The following is a 16,820-nucleotide window of genomic DNA, read 5'->3' on the forward strand; positions in this document are numbered from 1 at the left end:
AGAGTATTCCAACACCCTTTTTAATATTCTATTTGAATACTATTAATTAGTGCAAGTCTTTTTGTGGGATACGCCGGGACGAACTTCACACTTTCAGCGATCAGCAATTAGCTGTCAGCAAAAACCCAATACAAACAACATATTAAGCTGAACGCTGATAGCTCCATCCGGAATTCTTGGAGTTCCGGATGGAAACTAAATATATTTTGTCTTATTGTGTTATTTGGCAAATTCTTATATGATTTTGAGTAGATGCAGCTCCATTGGAAAAATAGCGGCTGGAAATGTAAAAGATGAAGGCCGAAGACAAGCAACGCTAACCCGAGCCTGCACGACGCCAGCGATAAGCTCTAGTGCCACGCTTCGCTACTTGAACCGCAGCGACGGCAGCTCAAGAGATCCCCGTTAGAAAAGAATCAAAACGTGGGAATAGGAGGTATGTGAGATGAAGCGAGTGGTCTTGATTCTCTTGATTCTGGCCACCCCGGCCTTAGCTATTGCCCAAACCCCTTCCCGCCATGAACTAAACAGACATCTCAATCACATAAGCCAACTTGTCGATCAGGGAAAAGCCCTTATGGGTACGGCTATCAGCCAGTTCAGGACCTTCGATGATTACATGGCCCATAGTCGTGCGACGAAAAAAAAGCTACAGGAGGCAGAAAACTACGTTACCCAAAATATCTCTGACCCTTATTATAGCGCCCTTTCGCATTTACTCATTGCTGAGGCCTATGCGTGCAATTTACCCGAGTTACCACAGCCGCTGGAACGCAAGGACAATCAGACGGTGCTGTGGTACCCTTACAAAGATGTAATGCGAAACCTGGATAGCGCGTTGTCAAGAGTGGGGTGGCTAAAAAAGGGCGCCTATGCCAACCGCTTTGGGCTTATTGCAGACGTAGCCTTCTTTGTTCACCTACAGTATGATCTGTTGCGCCAGTCGCTAGACGTTATTAAAGCGGAAGATATGGACTCCGCCATCATTATCGAAAAACCTTCGAGTATCTGTTACACAAGAGGATTACAGGCAATCGATCAGGCCATTGAAAATGAGAAAAAGAGCCTATCCTCTTTACAACGAAGGCAGGATGGAATTTCGGAATTAAGCGAGAAAGCATATCTTTACGATTTGGTTAAGTCACGCTTTGTTCAAAATGGAATCGAATCGAGTGAACCCGCACTGCTTGAAGTCGATCCCAGACGCAGAGATTCTTTGGAGTCGATGTCCCGTTTGGCGGCTGAAATGAGTCGGGTACCATTCCACCATACTCAAGCATTTAAATTCTTCGACTTTTTAGGTAGTGCGTTTATTCCTAAGTATGGCCTGGCAAAGCAAACGATTGCGCTGATTTTTGGACAATAAAAGTATAAGATTAAAAAAATATCGCCATGGATCAGCCGGGTGGGTATTTATGCCAATGTTCATCTAAACCTTTCATCTGCCTTCATCTTATGTATCTTATTCACTTTTTCGGAGAGCCAGCCTATTCGCTCCGCCTTTGGGCTGTCGAATTCCGGAACATAAGGTTTTATGTCCAGAAGTGGTGTGCCGTCCACAACATCCACATCTTCGACTTGAAGCGTCCGCCCTTCCACCCTTACCAGTCTGACCACAGATATTCCTATAGGATTCGGGCGCTTGGGCGCCCTCGTCGCAAATACACCGCGCAGACGATCGTCCATAAATGGCTTAACCTTTAACGAATAACCTTCCGAGAGATGAAAATAATAAACTAAAACAATGTGGGAAAATCCTTCTATGTCTTTAAGTCCATCAACGTACTCTGGTTCCATCTTTATAGTCCCGGGGATGCCTCTGGCGGCGGTTGGTTGTATGGGCATTCCCTGGATATCTTTAAAGGGAGAATGAATTATACCTATCGGCCTAAGTATTATCTCTTTCATAATTTCCCTATGCTATTCATGTGATTTCGGATAATGATCTGCTCAAAACGTGATAACCTTGTCAGCGTCCCTAACCAATTCGTACAGATCGTCCATCCAGGCAATGGGGCAGGTACTTGATCCCACGAGACCGTGGGATTTCATACAAACCCCTCAGACATAAAAATCTCCTTTGAACTGGTTAACTTGCTCCATAACATTAAATTCTTCGGTGCTACTTTTTTCAAAACATACGCCTTTCCCGAGCATAAACACACTGACATCGTCACCTTTTTTGCCCCCCACATTGGCCAATCTCATGGCATTATATATTGTCTCTCCATCGTCGGCAGTAATGATAAATAGAATTTTCATCCCCTATCCCTCCTTTCGCTATAGGCATCGCATCTGGATTTATCTTGTAATGCGCATCATCATATCAGAAAAGTCAGCAGATTAGTAAAAAAATTTCTTGACATGATTGGTTATTTGGCTATATTACCAAATAACCAACATTAAGAGTAGCCACCTACGGAGGATAGCCCCATGCCAACGACAACGAAGGGAAAGATCAGCACACGGACGCAGGCCCGATTAGAAGCCCGCGCAAAGATAATTAAAGCCCTGGCTCATCCCAGCCGCTTGTTCATCGTCGAAGAACTATCCAAGGGAGCTCGATGCGTGAATGAACTCACGGAAATGATCGGCGTCGATGTCTCGACGGTCTCCAGGCATCTCTCTGTGCTAAAGGCTGCCGGTATAGTTCAGGACAATAAGCACGGAACTCAGATTTACTATATACTGCGGATACCCTGCATCCTTAAATTTTTTGACTGTATCGAGTCCGTATTAGTAGCTAATGCCCAGGCCCATATGAAGCTGCTGAAGACCATGCGCGCTTAAAGACTTTTTAAAAATAATCCCGCATTAGCTTAATCAAGAGAGGTACCCTGAATTGAAACAGTGGCAAGCTATCAGCCTCATGGTCGGCATTTTTCTCGCGGCATATTTCACCCCCTTTGCCCACCCTATCGTGCGGCAGTCCGGCCTGGAGGCCTTTATGATGCTCCAGGAATATGCCCGGGAACATGTGCTTCTCTGTCTGGTTCCGGCCTTCTTCATTGCCGGGGCCATCGCTGTCTTTATCAGCCAGGCCAGTGTTATAAAATACTTTGGTGGCCAGGCCCAAAAGTGGCTGGCCTATTCCGTGGCCTCGGTATCCGGCGGTATCCTGGCCGTCTGTTCTTGTACGATACTGCCCCTTTTTGCCGGTATCTACGCGCGCGGGGCCGGCATTGGCCCGGCCACGGCCTTCCTCTACGCCGGGCCGGCTATTAATGTGCTGGCCATCATCCTCACCGCACGAGTGCTGGGCATAGAACTTGGTGTGGCCCGCGCTGTCGGCGCCATTGGTTTCAGTATCGTCATCGGTCTTTTGATGCACCTGGCCTTTCTGAAAGAAGAACGGGAAAAGGCCAAGGAGGCCGCGGCCGTATTGCTACCGGAGGAAGAAAATGGCAAGCCGCTCTGGAAAATGATTATCTACTTTGCCCTAATGGTCGGGATTCTGGTCTTTGCCAACTGGGGCAAGCCGGGTGATGCTAAAATTACTTTAAATAATGGAACTGTCCTGGAGGGAGTTCTCTCTGGTGAAACGCTGACCGAATACCACTTCAAGAAAATTGACGGCAACGCAATCCAGGTTATTCCAAAGGATAACATCTTTTCCATAGACTATGCCCCCTCGTTTTATACCAGCATTTATAAGGCTCGCTTTTATATCGCAGGGGCCCTGCTTCTTGGACTCATCGGGGCACTGTCCCTCTGGTTCAAACCGGCGGAACTGAGGGAGTGGGGAGCATCTACCTGGAATTATGCCGGGATGATCTTGCCGCTTCTTTTCCTGGGCGTACTGGCTGCGGGGTTTCTACTCGGACGCCCGGGACATACAGCTCTTATCCCGGAAAGGTGGATAGCAACCAGTGTGGGCGGGAACTCATGGTTCTCGAACGCCTTTGCCAGTGTAGCCGGGGCTTTTATGTATTTTGCCACCCTGACTGAAGTACCAATTTTACAAGGCTTACTCGGCGCCGGAATGGGAAAAGGCCCGGCTCTGGCGTTACTTCTGGCCGGACCGGCGCTAAGCCTGCCCAGCATGCTGGTCATTCGCCAAGTTATGGGCACCAAAAAAACCATACTCTTTATTACCCTGGTCTGTGTTATGGCCACAGTTGCCGGCAAGGTTTTTGGCACGTTCTGGGGATAATTTGAAAGGAGGTACAACCATGAAAATTCAAATACTGGGACCTGGTTGTCCCAAATGTATTAAACTGGCCGAGGCCACGAAGCAGGCAGTAAAAGACCTCGGGATCGACGCTACCGTGGAGAAGGTGGCGGATATCAGAGAGATTATGTCCTACGGAGTGATGATCACTCCGGCCCTGGTCGTCAATGGCGTGGTCAAGGTGGCCGGCAAGGTGCCGGGCGTTGAAGAAATCAAAAAGATGCTGGCATAGAAGAGTCAAAAAAACAGGAAGCGGCCTGGATATGGCTGAACAAATTGTTAAAAAACTTTCATTTCTGGATCGATTTCTAACCTTATGGATCTTCCTGGCTATGTTTGCGGGGGTGTTCGGGGGGTATCTTTTCCCCGGCGTACGGAACGTGATCAATTATTTTCAGATCGGCACCACCAATATCCCCATTGCCATCGGGTTGATCCTGATGATGTACCCGCCACTGGCCAAGGTGAAATATGAACAGTTAGGGCAGGTTTTTCATAATTTTAAAGTTCTGGGCCTCTCCCTCGTTCAAAACTGGGTCATCGGACCCATCCTGATGTTTCTCCTGGCCATTACCTTTCTTTCAGGTCACCACGAATACATGGTGGGTCTTATCCTGATCGGTCTGGCCCGGTGCATCGCCATGGTCATCGTCTGGAATGAACTGGCCGCCGGAGATACAGAATACTGCGCCGGACTTGTGGCCTTCAACTCTATTTTTCAGGTACTTTTCTTTTCCGTCTATGCCTACATATTCATTACTGTTATTCCTCAATGGCTGGGGCTTAAAGGCGCGGTGGTGGATGTTTCCATCGGCCAGATAGCCGAAAGCGTTTTTATCTACCTGGGTATTCCCTTTTTAGGAGGTATGTTGACCCGACTAATCGGGCTCAAGGTCAGGGGACGCCAGTGGTATGAAGAGAGATTTATTCCTAAGATCAGCCCCATAACCCTTATGGCCTTGCTCTTCACCATCCTGGTCATGTTTTCCCTCAAAGGGGAATACATCGTCCAGCTTCCTCTGGACGTAGTCCGGGTGGCCATCCCCCTGTGCATCTATTTCGTGAGCATGTTCTTTGTCTCCTTCTATCTTTCCATGAAGATAGGGGCCACCTACGAGCAGTCAACCACTCTGAGCTTTACCGCGGCATCCAACAACTTCGAACTGGCCATTGCCGTGGCCGTGGCCGTTTTCGGGATTGATTCCGGTCAGGCCTTCGCCGCAGTAATCGGTCCCCTGGTGGAAGTGCCGGTTTTGATCAGCCTTGTGAACATGGCCTTGTATTTCCGGAGACGATTTTATTCTTAGCCACGAATTGCACGAATTTATGAAAAGACTCAGCGGTAAGCCGAGCCTTCAAATCTCCCCTATCCTCCTTTGCCACACTTAACCCTGTGGGTGCTGGAGAAATCGGAGACTATGTGCGGAACATCATGCAAATCCCCCTTAATCCCTTTTTCCGAAAGGAGAGCGAGGGGAGGATTTGAGCTGGGACCGAATACTCAACATGGTTTTTTGAACAAATAATCTGCTACAAAAATCTCTTTTCCTGAGTTCCTGAGTTCTCGATTCAAGAACTCTTGAACATGCATAGCGAGCGCATTCCCCGCTGTTTGCCATCCAGGTCCGCCTCTGGCGGGCAGCGGGGTTAGCGAGCGAATACGATGCATTTTACTTTGCATACGGAGATTCCCCGTCCGCCGCAGGCGGGTTGCGGGGAGCTTCAATTTTTAACTTCGTGTTTATTCGTGGCAAAAAAAGGATTTCTTATGTCGGAGAAAGAACCCTCTTATATAGCAATAAAGGGCATCCGGGTGGGTATCCTAGGCCTGAGAGAGGCGCTGGAGAAATTGTCCGCCTGGAAAGGGAAAAAAGACGAAGAAATTGCCGACCTGATGCTCGTAAAATTAAAAGCCGGAAATTACATACCCTCTTCTGTAGAGGCAGAATATAAAGCGGCTTTTTTGCGTGAATTCAAGAAATTCGTGGGAGAACCGGTGGCCGAAGAAAAAACGTCTATTTTAAATATCGCCATCCTGGGGCCAGGGTGCCCGAGCTGCGACCAACTGGAGCAGATGGTCATGTCTATTCTTACAGAAGAGAATATAGGGGCGGAGGTAGAGCATGTGCGTGACGTGCGAGAAATCGCCAGCTATGGGATGGTAGCCACCCCGGCCCTGGTAATAAACGGCGAGATAAAGTCCTCCGGCCGGTTGCCGTCCAAAACCCAGATAAAAGACTGGATAAGGGAGTCTGTAAGTGTGTGAATACTGCGGGAATACAGGACGCTGTTACGGGTTTTTGGCCATGGTCCTGGCCTGGATTTATCGGAAAGGGATGCTACTGATAAAGAAACCGCGAATCCGGAAGGGCATTTTGAGAACGGCGGCGAAATGAAGAACTGGGTAATTCTGCCGACATTTATCGTCATCCTTTGTTGTCCGCAGTTGGCCCGTGGAGATCAGAAAATCCCAGCCACAAAAAAGGATCACCCATGGAAGGGCATTAAATTGGGCTCAGCAATTCTGGACATCGGCGGGACCTACCGCCTGCGAGGCGAGATGCAGGACGAAACTAACATAAGAACGTATGGCACGGGCACTAAGGAAGACTACATCCTTTCCCGGTTGCGACTCGATCGCAATTTGCAGTTGCCCCATGCCATTCGACTTCATACCCAAATCCAAGATGCCGAGGCCATGGGGCTTTCCTTTTCGGACAAGGATTTTGCTCCGGGCAATAATCCTTACCATGATCCATTCGACATCAACCAAGCCTATATCGAGTACCGGCCGGTTAAGGGTGCGACAGCCCATTTATCAGCGAAAGGAGAGAGGTTATGAAAAAATGGTCCTTCGGCCTAAGCATACTTCTTGCTTCGATTCTGGGAACGCATTCTCTGCTAGGACAAGACGCTATTTTGCTTCCCGGCCAGTCCGCGGCATCCGACGCCAAGCGGACGGCCATGGGAGTTTGCCCGCCGTTTAACCTGTTGGACGAGGACGGAAACGTCATTGATCCGGACAAGGGTCTAAACGCCGACAAGCCTTACAGCCCGAAGAAGACCTGCGGCCGGTGCCACGACTACAACAAGATCACCCAGGGTTACCACTTTCAGCAGGGGAGAGGCGAGTCGCTGGTCGCGGCCTTTGAGGCGCTTTATCCCTGGTGCACCTCGCCCGGCCAGTACGGGGGGCGGTGGTGAACCCCGGCCCCTGTCTTTCGCCAGTTGGCGAAGAAGAACAACACATCAGCCCGTGAGATCGATATGACGTCTTTTGACTTTGTTACCGCCGGTTGCGGCGGCTGCCACCCGGGCGGCGGTCCTATGGAATACGACCGAAACGGGAAAAGGTACGACGATGTGGCCCGTGACCCCGTGAACGGCATCAAATCCGGTGGAGACAACGGGTTTGATGGCGACTACTTCAAGGCCAGATGGGCCGAGACCGGGGTGATCGAGGCCGACTGCCTCCTTTGCCATCTCCCGGCCTATAACAACCAAAAGCGTAAAGAGCAGATCAAGGCCCTAAACTTTCGGTGGGCAGCCACCGTCGGTGCCGGTTTCGGAGAGATAAAAGGCGAAACGGCCAAGGGCGAGAAGCCCCATGTGGCTTATGACCCGAAGCTCTTCAAGGACGACGGGAAGGTCGCCTTGAATATCGTCCGCGATGCCCCTTCCAAAAATTGCCTCTTTTGCCATCAGGAAACGGACTGGAAGAAAAAGGGCGCATCATACAATACCCGTACCGATGTGCATATCCGGGCCGGACTTCGTTGCATCGATTGCCACTTGACCGGGAGCCTGGCAGTGGATAAGCGAATTCAGGGCAAAGAAGTCCATCAGATCGGAAAAGGCGATGATCCGGGCGGTTTGGTGCGGAACGATCTGGACGACACCATGCGTACCTGCGCGGATTGCCATAGCAAGGGCCTCCTTAACGCGCCGGTCATGAAACACCGGGGGCTTCCGCCGCGCCACCTGGAAAAGATCGCCTGCCAGACCTGCCATATCCCGGCCAGACAGGTGAAGGCCGCTCTCATTCAGGACAGCACAGTTTTTAACAGCACCCCCCGTATTGAGCCGCCGCCCAAGCGCATCTGGTCATTCTACGGGCCGGATGCCAAGCCCTGGAACTATTACGGCGAGGTGGATGCCTCCACCGCCGGCTACCAGCCGCTTCATACCTATGCCCCTGTGGTCGGCTGGTACAAGGGAAAGATTTATCCCCTGACCCGTCTATATAGTATCTGGCTCGGGATCGAAGAAGAGGGCAAAAAAGGTCTCAGCCAGCCCTATATGAAGGACATGTTCAAGATGTGGTCCATGCACCGGGCTGAACCGGAAAAGAACTATCCGGAGCTGAAATCAATACGCGATGACAATGGAGACGGCTTCCCGGAGGTCGACCGGACGGCAGAGATCTATGCCCTCCTCTCCGCTGTTACCGCACATCTCCGGGCCGAAGGAGAATCCCTGGAAGGCAAAAGAGTGGTCTTTGTCAAGGGAGATCAGGTGACTCCAGACGGCGTAAACTGGCGGACCCTGCCCAGAGCGCCTCACGAGTACAGTCCCTACGGCTCGGTCTTCAAGTTCAGCCACGATGTAAGCCCGGCGCGCGCTGCCCTGGGTTCCGGAGGATGCAAAGACTGCCACAGTTCAGGCTCAGGTTTCTTCTTCAAGCCGGTCCTGGTCAACCCTTTCGATGAAAAAGGCAACGTGGTTACACAAGCCAATTTTAAGTTTCTGGGTCTTACTTCTTTGACCGTAAACATGGGTGTCTTCCAGCAGGAAACCTTAAGGCCACTCATTTATTGGGGACTGCTTATAGTCCTCGTAATCCTGTTGCTCCATTACATTATTTTTGGTCCTAGGCGTATACAGGAGAGATCTTCTTTTCAAGAAATCCAGCGATTCAGCGTCCTTGAAAGGGTTATCCATTACAGTTCGCTCGTCACCTTCCTGGGCCTTGCCGTAACCGGTTACCTGACCTTATCAGGGGCCTGGTTCTCTGCGGATTCTATAGAAAACATTTATACTTGGCATCACTACTTTGGGTATGGATTTGTCTTAGCCGTGTTCTTGCTTCTTTTGGCCTGGTTCAGGGATGCCTGTTTCGAACGTTGCGACGCAGAATGGCTAGAAAGGCTGGGAGGCTATTTCGGCTACAAAGCTAATATCCCCGCCTCCCGTTTCAATGCCGGGCAGAAGCTCTTCTTTTGGCTGGCGTTGGTGATGACATTGATACTTGCGGCAACCGGATTCATCCTGATCTGGTCCGACGCGACCAACTTGAGGCAAGTGGCAGTCACCATTCACGGTATCACTGTCTTCCTGTTTACGGCTGTGGTCCTAGTGCACGTCTATCTGGGGACTATCGCTAATCCCGGTACGCTGCGAAGCATCTTTGAAGGAAAGGTTTCTAAAGAATGGGCGGAAAAACATCATCCACAGTGGAAACCCCAGAGTGCGGAAGGGGAAAAACAGAAGCGGTAAACAACTGAGGCGGTAAAAGGGCCGCCGGGAGGTCGGAGAAGGTGGGTAATTCCAAAACAGTCCTGGAATTCAGTCTGGAAGAAGTACAGCGCATAATCCATATTGTACTCGATGACGACAAAGAAGAGGCGCTCGGTTTTGTAAAGGAGTGCCTGGGAAAAAAGATCAAACAGAAAAGCGGCCCTCACTGCGTGCCTGTCTTTGAGGCGAGCTATAAGCCGGGGCAGAAGGATCAGTTCACGGGAAAGAAAGGAGCTTTATGAAACTCGCGAGATTTACCTTTATCCTCTTACTGGCCATGCCGCTCGCGGTGTGGGCGGCAGTGCCGGATGAAAAAAAGGCCGGGACCATCGACGAACTTGCCGGAATGTACGACACATCTTCCTGCAAAGAGTGCCACAAAACGATATATGAAGAGTGGCAGAAATCGATTCACGCCCGGTCTCTGGTCGGCACCGGGGCTACCATGTCCGGTATTCGTAAATTTGCTACCCAGGCCCTCATGAAAGAGTGGCCATACTCCGGAGCGAAAAACCTGGACGACGTCACCGTGCAGCATGTGACCGTATGTCTCAAGTGTCACTTGCCCCAGATACAGAATGCCAGCGACCAGGTAGCGCGGCAGATTGTCCGAGCGGTTATCGACGGTGACGAGGCCACGCTCAAGAAGGTCGGCATAGATTGTCTCGTATGTCATAACTCTCACGCCCTCGTGCACAAGTGGCTGGACGGCGCACCGGGAAGAGAAACGCTGTACGGCACTAAAGAGGGACCCCATGCGGGCTCCTCATTCAAGGCTCTGAAAAGAAGCCCCATCATCAAAGAAGCTATTATTTGCGGTCAATGCCACGGGTCGGGTCCCAACTTTGACTTGCCGCAGCCCACGCAGTGCGCAACCCTGTACGGCAGCTATCTGCACGCATACATCCCGTCCGGCGGGTCCCAGACATGCCAGGATTGCCATATCAAGAAAGACAAAGTGGGCCACCTCATGCCGGCATACAGAGACAACAAACTGGCGAGGTCTGCTGTAGACATGCGGATTGATGCTGTAGCCTATTGTTTTCTCCCCAGGGTAAGTGCCTCGCCCGTGCCTATGGTCGTCCTGAGGGTTAACCTGACCAATAAGGCGGGGCACAGAATACCGGACGGCTGACCCGGCACCAACAGGCTGGTCCTGGATGTGACCGCCCACACGGAAGACGGCGAAAAGGTATTCTCGGATGAAAAGATCTATATGCCCCAGTCCCCGGCATACGGCAGGGGCAGCGAGATGGTCTATGGATCATATAAAAAGGCAGGCCTGCTCCGTGACACAAGCCTGCAACCCGGCCAGACCCGGATCGAGACGTTCGAGATCCGGCTGCCGGAAAAAGTCGGCAGGGACATTAACCCGGCTGGTCCACGAGAAATCCATACCACTGTCAGACTGTGGTATGTTCCTCGAGGAGTCGATCTCAAAGATGGTGTCCCCGGAAAGGATCAGTTCTTGTTCTACGAGGAGACAAGTACCGTGTCGATGGAATGATTCGGAGGAAGGCTGCATGACCAGCGCATGGTGGAAGGATTCGACCGCATCCATCAGATCCGTGATGGAAGAATTGTTGATAACAACTAAGAAATGAGAGCATTGAAGCTCCCCGCAGTAAGCTGCGGGGAATCTCCGTATGCAAGGTAAAATGCATCGTATGCGCTCGCTATGCATGTTCACACTACAATAAATTTGAAAGGGAAAAATACATGAAAGAGAAAGTTTTTATCGCATTGGTACTGGTGTTTTTTATAGGTTTCCTGTCAATTACTCCGAGCCAGGCTGAACCAGCAACTAAGCCAAGGCTTCCAGTCCTCATGGAGTTCGGAAGGGGGATATGTATCCCCTGTAGACAAATGAAGCCTATTCTGGAGTCCCTGGCCAGGGAGTACGAAGGCCGGCTTAGGGTACAGGTGGTGGAAATTGACAGTAAATCAGAATTAACCCGGCTCTATCGTATTATGGTGATCCCTACACAAGTCTTTGTGGATGCCAATGGCCGGGAGGTTTATCGTCATCTGGGATTTTATCCGAAAGACGATCTGGTAGCCAAACTCAGGGAACTCAAATTCATCAAATAGCCATGGATCAACTTTTTAGTGTGCTGACCCGAACCGTAGAGAACAGCTTCGGAATGGCCCTGGGAGCATCGTTTGTCTGGGGGATCCTTAGCATCCTTCTCAGCCCATGCCACCTGGCCTCTATCCCCCTGATTATTGGATTCATCGACGGTCAGGGGCGTATGTCCTCTGGACGGGCCTTTTCCATATCTCTCCTTTTTGCCTGCGGGATTCTGATAACCATTGCTACCATTGGCCTCGTAACCGCAGCAGCCGGCCGCATGCTGGGGGATATTGGCCCCTATGGCAACTACCTGGTTGCCGGGGTCTTCTTCCTGGTAGGCCTTTACCTGATGGACGTAATCCCGGCCCCTTGGTCCGGACCAGGGCAGATCGGCATGAAACAAAAAGGGTTGTGGATGGCCCTGGTCCTCGGTTTGATCTTTGGTGTGGCCGTGGGCCCTTGCACATTTGCTTACATGGCGCCCATTATTGGCGTTACTTTTCAAGTTGCCGCTACAAACATCGCTTACGGGGTTCTCCTGCTCCTCATGTACGGCCTCGGCCACTGTTCGCTCATAGTGGCCGCCGGGACCTCCGCCGAATTGGTCCAGAGATATATGAACTGGAATGAGAAATCCCATGGCGCTGTCATATTGAAAAGGATTTGTGGCGCCATGGTCTTTCTGGGCGGCGTTTACCTGATTTACAGTAGTTGAAAATTGAAAAGGATATAAGATGATAAGAGATTTGATACTAAAGAACAGGAGCTATCGGCGCTTTTATCAGGAAGTAACGATTGGGCACGAGACACTGAGGGAACTCGTCGACCTGGCCAGACTCTCGGCGTCCGCCGGTAACCTCCAACCCCTGAAATACATCCTTTCCTGCGATCCTCAAAAAAACGCCTTGATATTCTCGCACCTGGCCTGGGCTGCTTACCTCAAAGACTGGCCCGGCCCGGCTGAAGGAGAAAGGCCATCGGCCTATATCGTGGTACTTGGGGATAAAGAAATCAACCAGTCCTTTGTCGGCTACGACTCCGGGATAGCCATCCAGAGCATCCTCATGGGTGCGGCAGAAAAGGGCCTGGGCGGCTGCATTATCGGGTCAGTACAGCGGGAGGAACTCCGCAAGGCCCTCGGGATACCGTTACGCTACGAGATACTCCTTGTTGTGGCCCTGGGTAAGCCCAGGGAAAAGGTAGTAATCGAGACAGTCGCATCCGCCAGAGGCGGACATCTACGACCGGATGGAGACATCAAATACTGGCGGGATGCCGAAGGCGTACACCATGTGCCAAAGCGGCATCTGGATGATATTATTATAAGTTAAGTTTCTATTGAATTAAGCCGAATTAATAAGAGAGCTTCGAAAATGCCTATTCTGTCCCGCCGCAGGCGCGCAGGAGACTACGCACAGCATTTTCATTCAGGAAATCTGTAATGGCCAAAAGCACACTGACAAAAAAAATTCTCTTATATGAATCGATTGGATTTTTAACGGTAATCCTTGCATTATGGCTAGACGAAGTATTTGATGTTCCGCATAATTTATTTGGGGCCGCGGCCACGCCTATTAACTGGGCTGAAAGTATTCTAGAAACCGTCCTTGTCATTGCCCTGGGTGCCTTTATTATCTTTTTGTCGCAACGTTTTCTTCAGCAGATTAAATACCTGGAAGGCTTTTTACCGGTCTGCTCATTTTGCAAAAAGATACGAGTGGATAAAGATTGGATTCCCATTGAACAGTATATAAAGGATCATTCTGAAGCGGAATTTTCCCATAGTTTATGCCCCGAATGCATTAAAGAACATTACGGAGCATTCTTACAAAAAGATGAAAAATACATCACCTGACAGTCCTTATTCTTGACACCAGGCGTACAAATTCCTCAAACGGGAGTCACATCAGCCCTTTTTCCTTAAAAGACAGGTATCCCTTTTTTGTAATGATTATATGATCTAACACAGATATTCCGAGGATTTTACCTGCCTCAACCATCTGTTCCGTTATGGCTATATCATCAGGGCTTGGTTTCAGCACACCTGATGGGTGATTGTGGGCAAGAATAACGGATGCGGCCCGGTCGGATATGACATCGGCAAACACCTCCCGGGGATGAACCTGACTTGAATTAAGAAGACCGACAGTGACCACCCTGTTTCCGATAACCTCATTGGCGCCATTCAGAGATATGCACAGGAAATGTTCCTGCTTCTTATCCGCAATATGTGAAATAAGGGGTAAAATATCTCTCGCTTTTTTAATCACTAATAAGTCCTTGAAGAACCTCCGTCTTGCAAATTCAAAGGCAGCCACAATCTGGCAGGCCTTGGCAAGACCAACGCCTTCAATCAATATAAGACTTTTTAGATCTACTTTTCCCTTATCTTTATCAAGCTTTCGTAGAATACCCTGGGCTACCTGAAAGACGTTTTTGCCCTTTACCCCACTTCCAAGAAGTATGGCGAGAAGCTCAATATCCGATAGCGCCTCCGGCCCCTGGGCCGCCAGTTTTTCACGCGGCCTGTCAAAATTGGGGAGGTCTTTAATATCTTTCATAATTACTTCAGGTTATTGTATTTATTTTAACCACGTTACTGTCTTAGCGGAAGGCATGTTCCTATTTCTTCTTTTCCAATTGGATAATCCCACGTATATGCTTCAAAAGCCCTTCTCTCAATTTATTGTTCTTAATCTTGCGAAAGAGTTTCAAGATAATAATTTCTTCCTTATCGAGGAGCTGAAAATGTTCAAGAGGGGTTTCTCCGGGAGTATATTCTAAAACAGGACCTGAAACCTTAGAAATAAACTCTCCTTTTTCGAAAAAGTCGGCGATGTGAACATCCAGGGCTTCGGATATCTGCTGAAGACGAAAGACCGTCATCTTCGCGACCCCTTTCTCATATTTTTGAATTTGCTGAAAAGATATGCCTACCCTTTCGGCCAATTCAATCTGAGACAGTCCCCGGCTCTTCCTTATTTGCTTAATTCGCACGCCAATTTTTCGGTCGATTTCCGTCAATTTTTACATAACCCGTCTTAATTTTTCATAATTAGAATTTATAGCTAAGTGCTCTATTCCTTAAATATGATCAAATACTTGGACAGCCGAGACGGCTGTCCTACGGGTGTAAGATGAGACATAGTCCGGGTTTCGGATAAAAACTAACTATCGTAAAGAAAAGGGGAAAAGTCTATCGCCCTACAGTTGTATTTTTTGATTGATTTTATTCTCTTATTAGTTGTATAAGTTGATCTTTGCTTATATTTTAACCCCTGATTTCTCCAACTTTGTCTTCTATAGGGGAGAGGTTCGCCGGGCAAGAGCTGTTAGAATCCACCTGATTAGAGTTGAAAAAAATTGCTTAACAATGGGGAGTGAACAAATGGAGAAAAAAAGGATCCTCGTCGTAGATGATGAAGAGATAATCAGAACATTACTGCTTAAGGCCTTTAAGTTTTTTGGTTACGAGATAGACACTGTAGAAAATGGGATAGAGGCCGTCAAGCGGATTGCCTCTAAAGCCTATGATTTGATTATTACGGATTACAGGATGCCAGAGATGAACGGCCTTGAATTAACACGAAGAATAAAAATGATAAATCCTTCCATTCCTGTTCTCGTAATCACCAGCGATGGACCTGAATGCGAACTCCTGAAAAGCGGAGCTTTAGCCTGTATAAAAAAACCATTTAATATCTTAGAGTTACAAAAAATCTCACAAAACATCCTTGATGGACGCCCTCCATCTACCTGAAGATGTGAATAACAGGCAGGTCTATTTCTCCTTATAAATAATAAAGGTTTTCGTCATGGACAGGAGGTCGTTTCTTCGCTGCCGGAGTGGCCTTTGAGGATATATCTAAAAAATCTCCTCCGTCCAAAATATCTCCCATCTCTTTTTCTATTTGCTCCGGGTCCTCCCCGGCCTCCATACGTTTCAGCGCCTCCTCCATGCCGGAGCCAAGATCAAGGCCGGTCATATCACACAGTTTTCGCATGAGCTTTGCACCCTGTCTGGGATCATCTTCATTGAGATTTTCAGCCTCGCGTTCCAACACAGACATGGCCTTTTCCAGCTTCGATTCATCCAGGTCCGGCATCCCCACGTCATCTTCTGCCTTCGCGCCTTTTAGGACGGCGAACCTGGACATGAGACGATCCAATGGCCCGCTGCCGCATTTCGGGCACATAGGCCGTTTTTCCGTATTTACCCGGCTGGAAAAGAAGTTGAAGATAGTATTGCAATCAGCACAGTAAAATTCATAGATGGGCATGATAATTCCTCTCTGATAGTGTAGAAAAAAGGCATTCGTGGGTCAAGTAGAAATTGGGAAGGAAAAAGTACTTCTTGACTTTGAAAGGAAAAATTTAATATAGTGCCCTTATGTGAAAGGCCGCTATATGCAATCCAACCGCTTAGTTAGACTGGTTGAAACGGTTCTTAAGATCAAAACCCAGCCGCACCAAACCCGTCAGCAATGTTTAGCCTCCCTTAGCATCGGCAAGTCGCAGTTCTATTATGATCTCCAGTCGTTAAACGAACTGGGTCTGTCAATTAAATATTCTAACCACGAAAAGGCATTTTTGATAAAAAAAGAACCCGCATTTACCATACCCGATCTTGCCTTGGGGGATACTGTGGCCCTTATGCTCGCGGTCCGGCAACAGGTTCTAACGGCACGAAATGATTTTGCTCTTGCTTACGGCGCCTACGCCGCTTTGTGCCATATCATAGCCGCACTCCCCTCGAAGACCCGAAAAGAATTGATAAATATGGTGGATAATCTGATTGTAAAGGATGGATTCGGCTGCCATAAGGACATCCTGGATAAACTACAGGGGGCGCTCCAGGATAGAAATCGTATTGTCATAGACTGCCGGAAAGAAGGTGAAAAGGTGCTGCGCCGCTATACGGCCGATCCGGAACGGCTTTACTTCGAGCAGGGCAGTCTGTTTCTTGACGCCTTCACCCCTGAAAGCAAAAAGACGGAGACCTTCCGTGTCCCGCTCATCAAGCAAGTAATCAAAACTCCTTTCTTCATACCCCGTTGA

At 49.2% G+C, this 16,820-nt stretch carries 23 protein-coding genes; 18 read left to right on the plus strand and 5 right to left on the minus strand.

Going from position 1 to position 16,820, the window contains the following annotated elements; translation table 11 throughout:
• Positions 1 to 445: 445 nt before the first annotated feature.
• Positions 446 to 1,366, plus strand: a complete 921-nt coding sequence (locus tag RDU59_09835; GenBank protein MDQ7838771.1) for a hypothetical protein — start codon at positions 446 to 448, stop codon at positions 1,364 to 1,366.
• Between the two features lie 59 nt (positions 1,367 to 1,425).
• Here RDU59_09835 and tsaA read toward each other — a convergent pair whose 3' ends face one another.
• On the minus strand, positions 1,426 to 1,908 hold the full coding sequence (tsaA, locus tag RDU59_09840) for a tRNA (N6-threonylcarbamoyladenosine(37)-N6)-methyltransferase TrmO (GenBank protein MDQ7838772.1): 483 nt from the start codon (positions 1,906 to 1,908) through the stop codon (positions 1,426 to 1,428).
• Positions 1,909 to 1,950: 42 nt separating this feature from the next.
• Positions 1,951 to 2,262 carry a DsrE family protein gene (locus RDU59_09845; protein ID MDQ7838773.1) on the minus strand — a complete coding sequence of 104 codons (312 nt, stop codon included), beginning with the start codon at positions 2,260 to 2,262 and terminating at the stop codon, positions 1,951 to 1,953.
• Between the two features lie 171 nt (positions 2,263 to 2,433).
• Between RDU59_09845 and RDU59_09850 the strand changes: the two genes are divergently transcribed.
• From RDU59_09850 to RDU59_09920, 15 genes are all read left to right on the plus strand, one after another.
• Entirely contained in the window at positions 2,434 to 2,790 is a 357-nt protein-coding gene (locus RDU59_09850; GenBank protein ID MDQ7838774.1) for a metalloregulator ArsR/SmtB family transcription factor, read from the plus strand.
• Positions 2,791 to 2,842: 52 nt separating this feature from the next.
• The gene (locus tag RDU59_09855) at positions 2,843 to 4,153 is read left to right on the plus strand and encodes a permease (GenBank protein MDQ7838775.1); all 1,311 of its coding nucleotides are present in this window, start codon (positions 2,843 to 2,845) and stop codon (positions 4,151 to 4,153) included.
• Between the two features lie 19 nt (positions 4,154 to 4,172).
• Positions 4,173 to 4,403, plus strand: coding sequence for a thioredoxin family protein (locus RDU59_09860; protein MDQ7838776.1), 231 nt, complete (start codon positions 4,173 to 4,175; stop codon positions 4,401 to 4,403).
• A 31-nt stretch (positions 4,404 to 4,434) separates the two neighbouring features.
• On the plus strand, positions 4,435 to 5,478 hold the full coding sequence (arsB, locus tag RDU59_09865) for an ACR3 family arsenite efflux transporter (protein MDQ7838777.1): 1,044 nt from the start codon (positions 4,435 to 4,437) through the stop codon (positions 5,476 to 5,478).
• Between the two features lie 461 nt (positions 5,479 to 5,939).
• On the plus strand, positions 5,940 to 6,437 hold the full coding sequence (locus tag RDU59_09870; GenBank protein ID MDQ7838778.1) for a thioredoxin family protein: 498 nt from the start codon (positions 5,940 to 5,942) through the stop codon (positions 6,435 to 6,437).
• Between the two features lie 126 nt (positions 6,438 to 6,563).
• The gene (locus tag RDU59_09875) at positions 6,564 to 7,013 is read left to right on the plus strand and encodes an alginate export family protein (GenBank protein MDQ7838779.1); all 450 of its coding nucleotides are present in this window, start codon (positions 6,564 to 6,566) and stop codon (positions 7,011 to 7,013) included.
• 122 nt (positions 7,014 to 7,135) lie between these two features.
• A complete protein-coding gene (locus RDU59_09880; protein MDQ7838780.1) occupies positions 7,136 to 7,375 on the plus strand; it encodes a hypothetical protein in 240 nt (79 codons plus the stop codon).
• Between the two features lie 63 nt (positions 7,376 to 7,438).
• Positions 7,439 to 9,667, plus strand: a complete 2,229-nt coding sequence (locus RDU59_09885) for a formate dehydrogenase subunit gamma (GenBank protein ID MDQ7838781.1) — start codon at positions 7,439 to 7,441, stop codon at positions 9,665 to 9,667.
• Positions 9,668 to 9,708: 41 nt separating this feature from the next.
• A complete protein-coding gene (locus RDU59_09890; protein MDQ7838782.1) occupies positions 9,709 to 9,930 on the plus strand; it encodes a hypothetical protein in 222 nt (73 codons plus the stop codon).
• Positions 9,927 to 10,823 carry a multiheme c-type cytochrome ExtKL gene (gene extKL / locus RDU59_09895; protein MDQ7838783.1) on the plus strand — a complete coding sequence of 299 codons (897 nt, stop codon included), beginning with the start codon at positions 9,927 to 9,929 and terminating at the stop codon, positions 10,821 to 10,823. The genes RDU59_09890 and extKL overlap by 4 nt, the downstream gene beginning before the upstream one ends.
• Before the next feature lie 27 nt (positions 10,824 to 10,850).
• Complete coding sequence (locus RDU59_09900) at positions 10,851 to 11,195, plus strand: hypothetical protein (GenBank protein MDQ7838784.1); 345 nt, start codon at positions 10,851 to 10,853, stop codon at positions 11,193 to 11,195.
• Between the two features lie 212 nt (positions 11,196 to 11,407).
• Complete coding sequence (locus tag RDU59_09905) at positions 11,408 to 11,779, plus strand: thioredoxin family protein (GenBank protein ID MDQ7838785.1); 372 nt, start codon at positions 11,408 to 11,410, stop codon at positions 11,777 to 11,779.
• A 2-nt stretch (positions 11,780 to 11,781) separates the two neighbouring features.
• Positions 11,782 to 12,477, plus strand: a complete 696-nt coding sequence (locus RDU59_09910; protein ID MDQ7838786.1) for a cytochrome c biogenesis protein CcdA — start codon at positions 11,782 to 11,784, stop codon at positions 12,475 to 12,477.
• A 19-nt stretch (positions 12,478 to 12,496) separates the two neighbouring features.
• Positions 12,497 to 13,093: a nitroreductase family protein gene (locus RDU59_09915; GenBank protein ID MDQ7838787.1), complete on the plus strand. Its 597-nt coding sequence runs from the start codon at positions 12,497 to 12,499 to the stop codon at positions 13,091 to 13,093.
• A gap of 110 nt (positions 13,094 to 13,203) precedes the next feature.
• Positions 13,204 to 13,617, plus strand: a complete 414-nt coding sequence (locus tag RDU59_09920; GenBank protein MDQ7838788.1) for a hypothetical protein — start codon at positions 13,204 to 13,206, stop codon at positions 13,615 to 13,617.
• 46 nt (positions 13,618 to 13,663) lie between these two features.
• On the opposite strand, the gene radC is transcribed toward RDU59_09920, so the two are convergent.
• Positions 13,664 to 14,323 (minus strand): DNA repair protein RadC, encoded by a 660-nt coding sequence (radC, locus tag RDU59_09925; GenBank protein MDQ7838789.1) that lies wholly within the window; start codon positions 14,321 to 14,323, stop codon positions 13,664 to 13,666.
• A gap of 61 nt (positions 14,324 to 14,384) precedes the next feature.
• Positions 14,385 to 14,759, minus strand: a complete 375-nt coding sequence (locus tag RDU59_09930) for a helix-turn-helix transcriptional regulator (protein MDQ7838790.1) — start codon at positions 14,757 to 14,759, stop codon at positions 14,385 to 14,387.
• Positions 14,760 to 15,150: 391 nt separating this feature from the next.
• On the opposite strand from RDU59_09930, the gene RDU59_09935 reads away from it, so the two are divergent.
• Complete coding sequence (locus RDU59_09935) at positions 15,151 to 15,522, plus strand: response regulator (GenBank protein MDQ7838791.1); 372 nt, start codon at positions 15,151 to 15,153, stop codon at positions 15,520 to 15,522.
• A gap of 31 nt (positions 15,523 to 15,553) precedes the next feature.
• Here the strand turns inward: RDU59_09935 and RDU59_09940 are convergent, their stop codons facing one another.
• Complete coding sequence (locus RDU59_09940) at positions 15,554 to 16,042, minus strand: zinc ribbon domain-containing protein (GenBank protein MDQ7838792.1); 489 nt, start codon at positions 16,040 to 16,042, stop codon at positions 15,554 to 15,556.
• A 127-nt stretch (positions 16,043 to 16,169) separates the two neighbouring features.
• On the opposite strand from RDU59_09940, the gene RDU59_09945 reads away from it, so the two are divergent.
• Positions 16,170 to 16,820 (plus strand): WYL domain-containing protein, encoded by a 651-nt coding sequence (locus RDU59_09945; GenBank protein MDQ7838793.1) that lies wholly within the window; start codon positions 16,170 to 16,172, stop codon positions 16,818 to 16,820.

The organism is Thermodesulfobacteriota bacterium (assembly GCA_031082315.1).
Lineage (GTDB): Bacteria > Desulfobacterota > QYQD01 > QYQD01 > QYQD01 > QYQD01.

Bases quoted from the DNA above. Each gene is read 5' to 3' on its own strand.
- RDU59_09835 (MDQ7838771.1), top strand. From the start codon at position 446: ATGAAGCGAGTGGTCTTGATTCTCTTGATTCTGGCCACCCCGGCCTTA.
- tsaA (MDQ7838772.1), bottom strand. From the start codon at position 1,908: ATGAAAGAGATAATACTTAGGCCGATAGGTATAATTCATTCTCCCTTT.
- RDU59_09850 (MDQ7838774.1), top strand. From the start codon at position 2,434: ATGCCAACGACAACGAAGGGAAAGATCAGCACACGGACGCAGGCCCGA.
- RDU59_09860 (MDQ7838776.1), top strand. From the start codon at position 4,173: ATGAAAATTCAAATACTGGGACCTGGTTGTCCCAAATGTATTAAACTG.
- arsB (MDQ7838777.1), top strand. From the start codon at position 4,435: ATGGCTGAACAAATTGTTAAAAAACTTTCATTTCTGGATCGATTTCTA.
- RDU59_09870 (MDQ7838778.1), top strand. From the start codon at position 5,940: ATGTCGGAGAAAGAACCCTCTTATATAGCAATAAAGGGCATCCGGGTG.
- RDU59_09875 (MDQ7838779.1), top strand. From the start codon at position 6,564: ATGAAGAACTGGGTAATTCTGCCGACATTTATCGTCATCCTTTGTTGT.
- RDU59_09880 (MDQ7838780.1), top strand. From the start codon at position 7,136: ATGGGAGTTTGCCCGCCGTTTAACCTGTTGGACGAGGACGGAAACGTC.
- RDU59_09885 (MDQ7838781.1), top strand. From the start codon at position 7,439: ATGACGTCTTTTGACTTTGTTACCGCCGGTTGCGGCGGCTGCCACCCG.
- extKL (MDQ7838783.1), top strand. From the start codon at position 9,927: ATGAAACTCGCGAGATTTACCTTTATCCTCTTACTGGCCATGCCGCTC.
- RDU59_09905 (MDQ7838785.1), top strand. From the start codon at position 11,408: ATGAAAGAGAAAGTTTTTATCGCATTGGTACTGGTGTTTTTTATAGGT.
- RDU59_09910 (MDQ7838786.1), top strand. From the start codon at position 11,782: ATGGATCAACTTTTTAGTGTGCTGACCCGAACCGTAGAGAACAGCTTC.
- RDU59_09915 (MDQ7838787.1), top strand. From the start codon at position 12,497: ATGATAAGAGATTTGATACTAAAGAACAGGAGCTATCGGCGCTTTTAT.
- RDU59_09920 (MDQ7838788.1), top strand. From the start codon at position 13,204: ATGGCCAAAAGCACACTGACAAAAAAAATTCTCTTATATGAATCGATT.
- radC (MDQ7838789.1), bottom strand. From the start codon at position 14,323: ATGAAAGATATTAAAGACCTCCCCAATTTTGACAGGCCGCGTGAAAAA.
- RDU59_09935 (MDQ7838791.1), top strand. From the start codon at position 15,151: ATGGAGAAAAAAAGGATCCTCGTCGTAGATGATGAAGAGATAATCAGA.
- RDU59_09940 (MDQ7838792.1), bottom strand. From the start codon at position 16,042: ATGCCCATCTATGAATTTTACTGTGCTGATTGCAATACTATCTTCAAC.
- RDU59_09945 (MDQ7838793.1), top strand. From the start codon at position 16,170: ATGCAATCCAACCGCTTAGTTAGACTGGTTGAAACGGTTCTTAAGATC.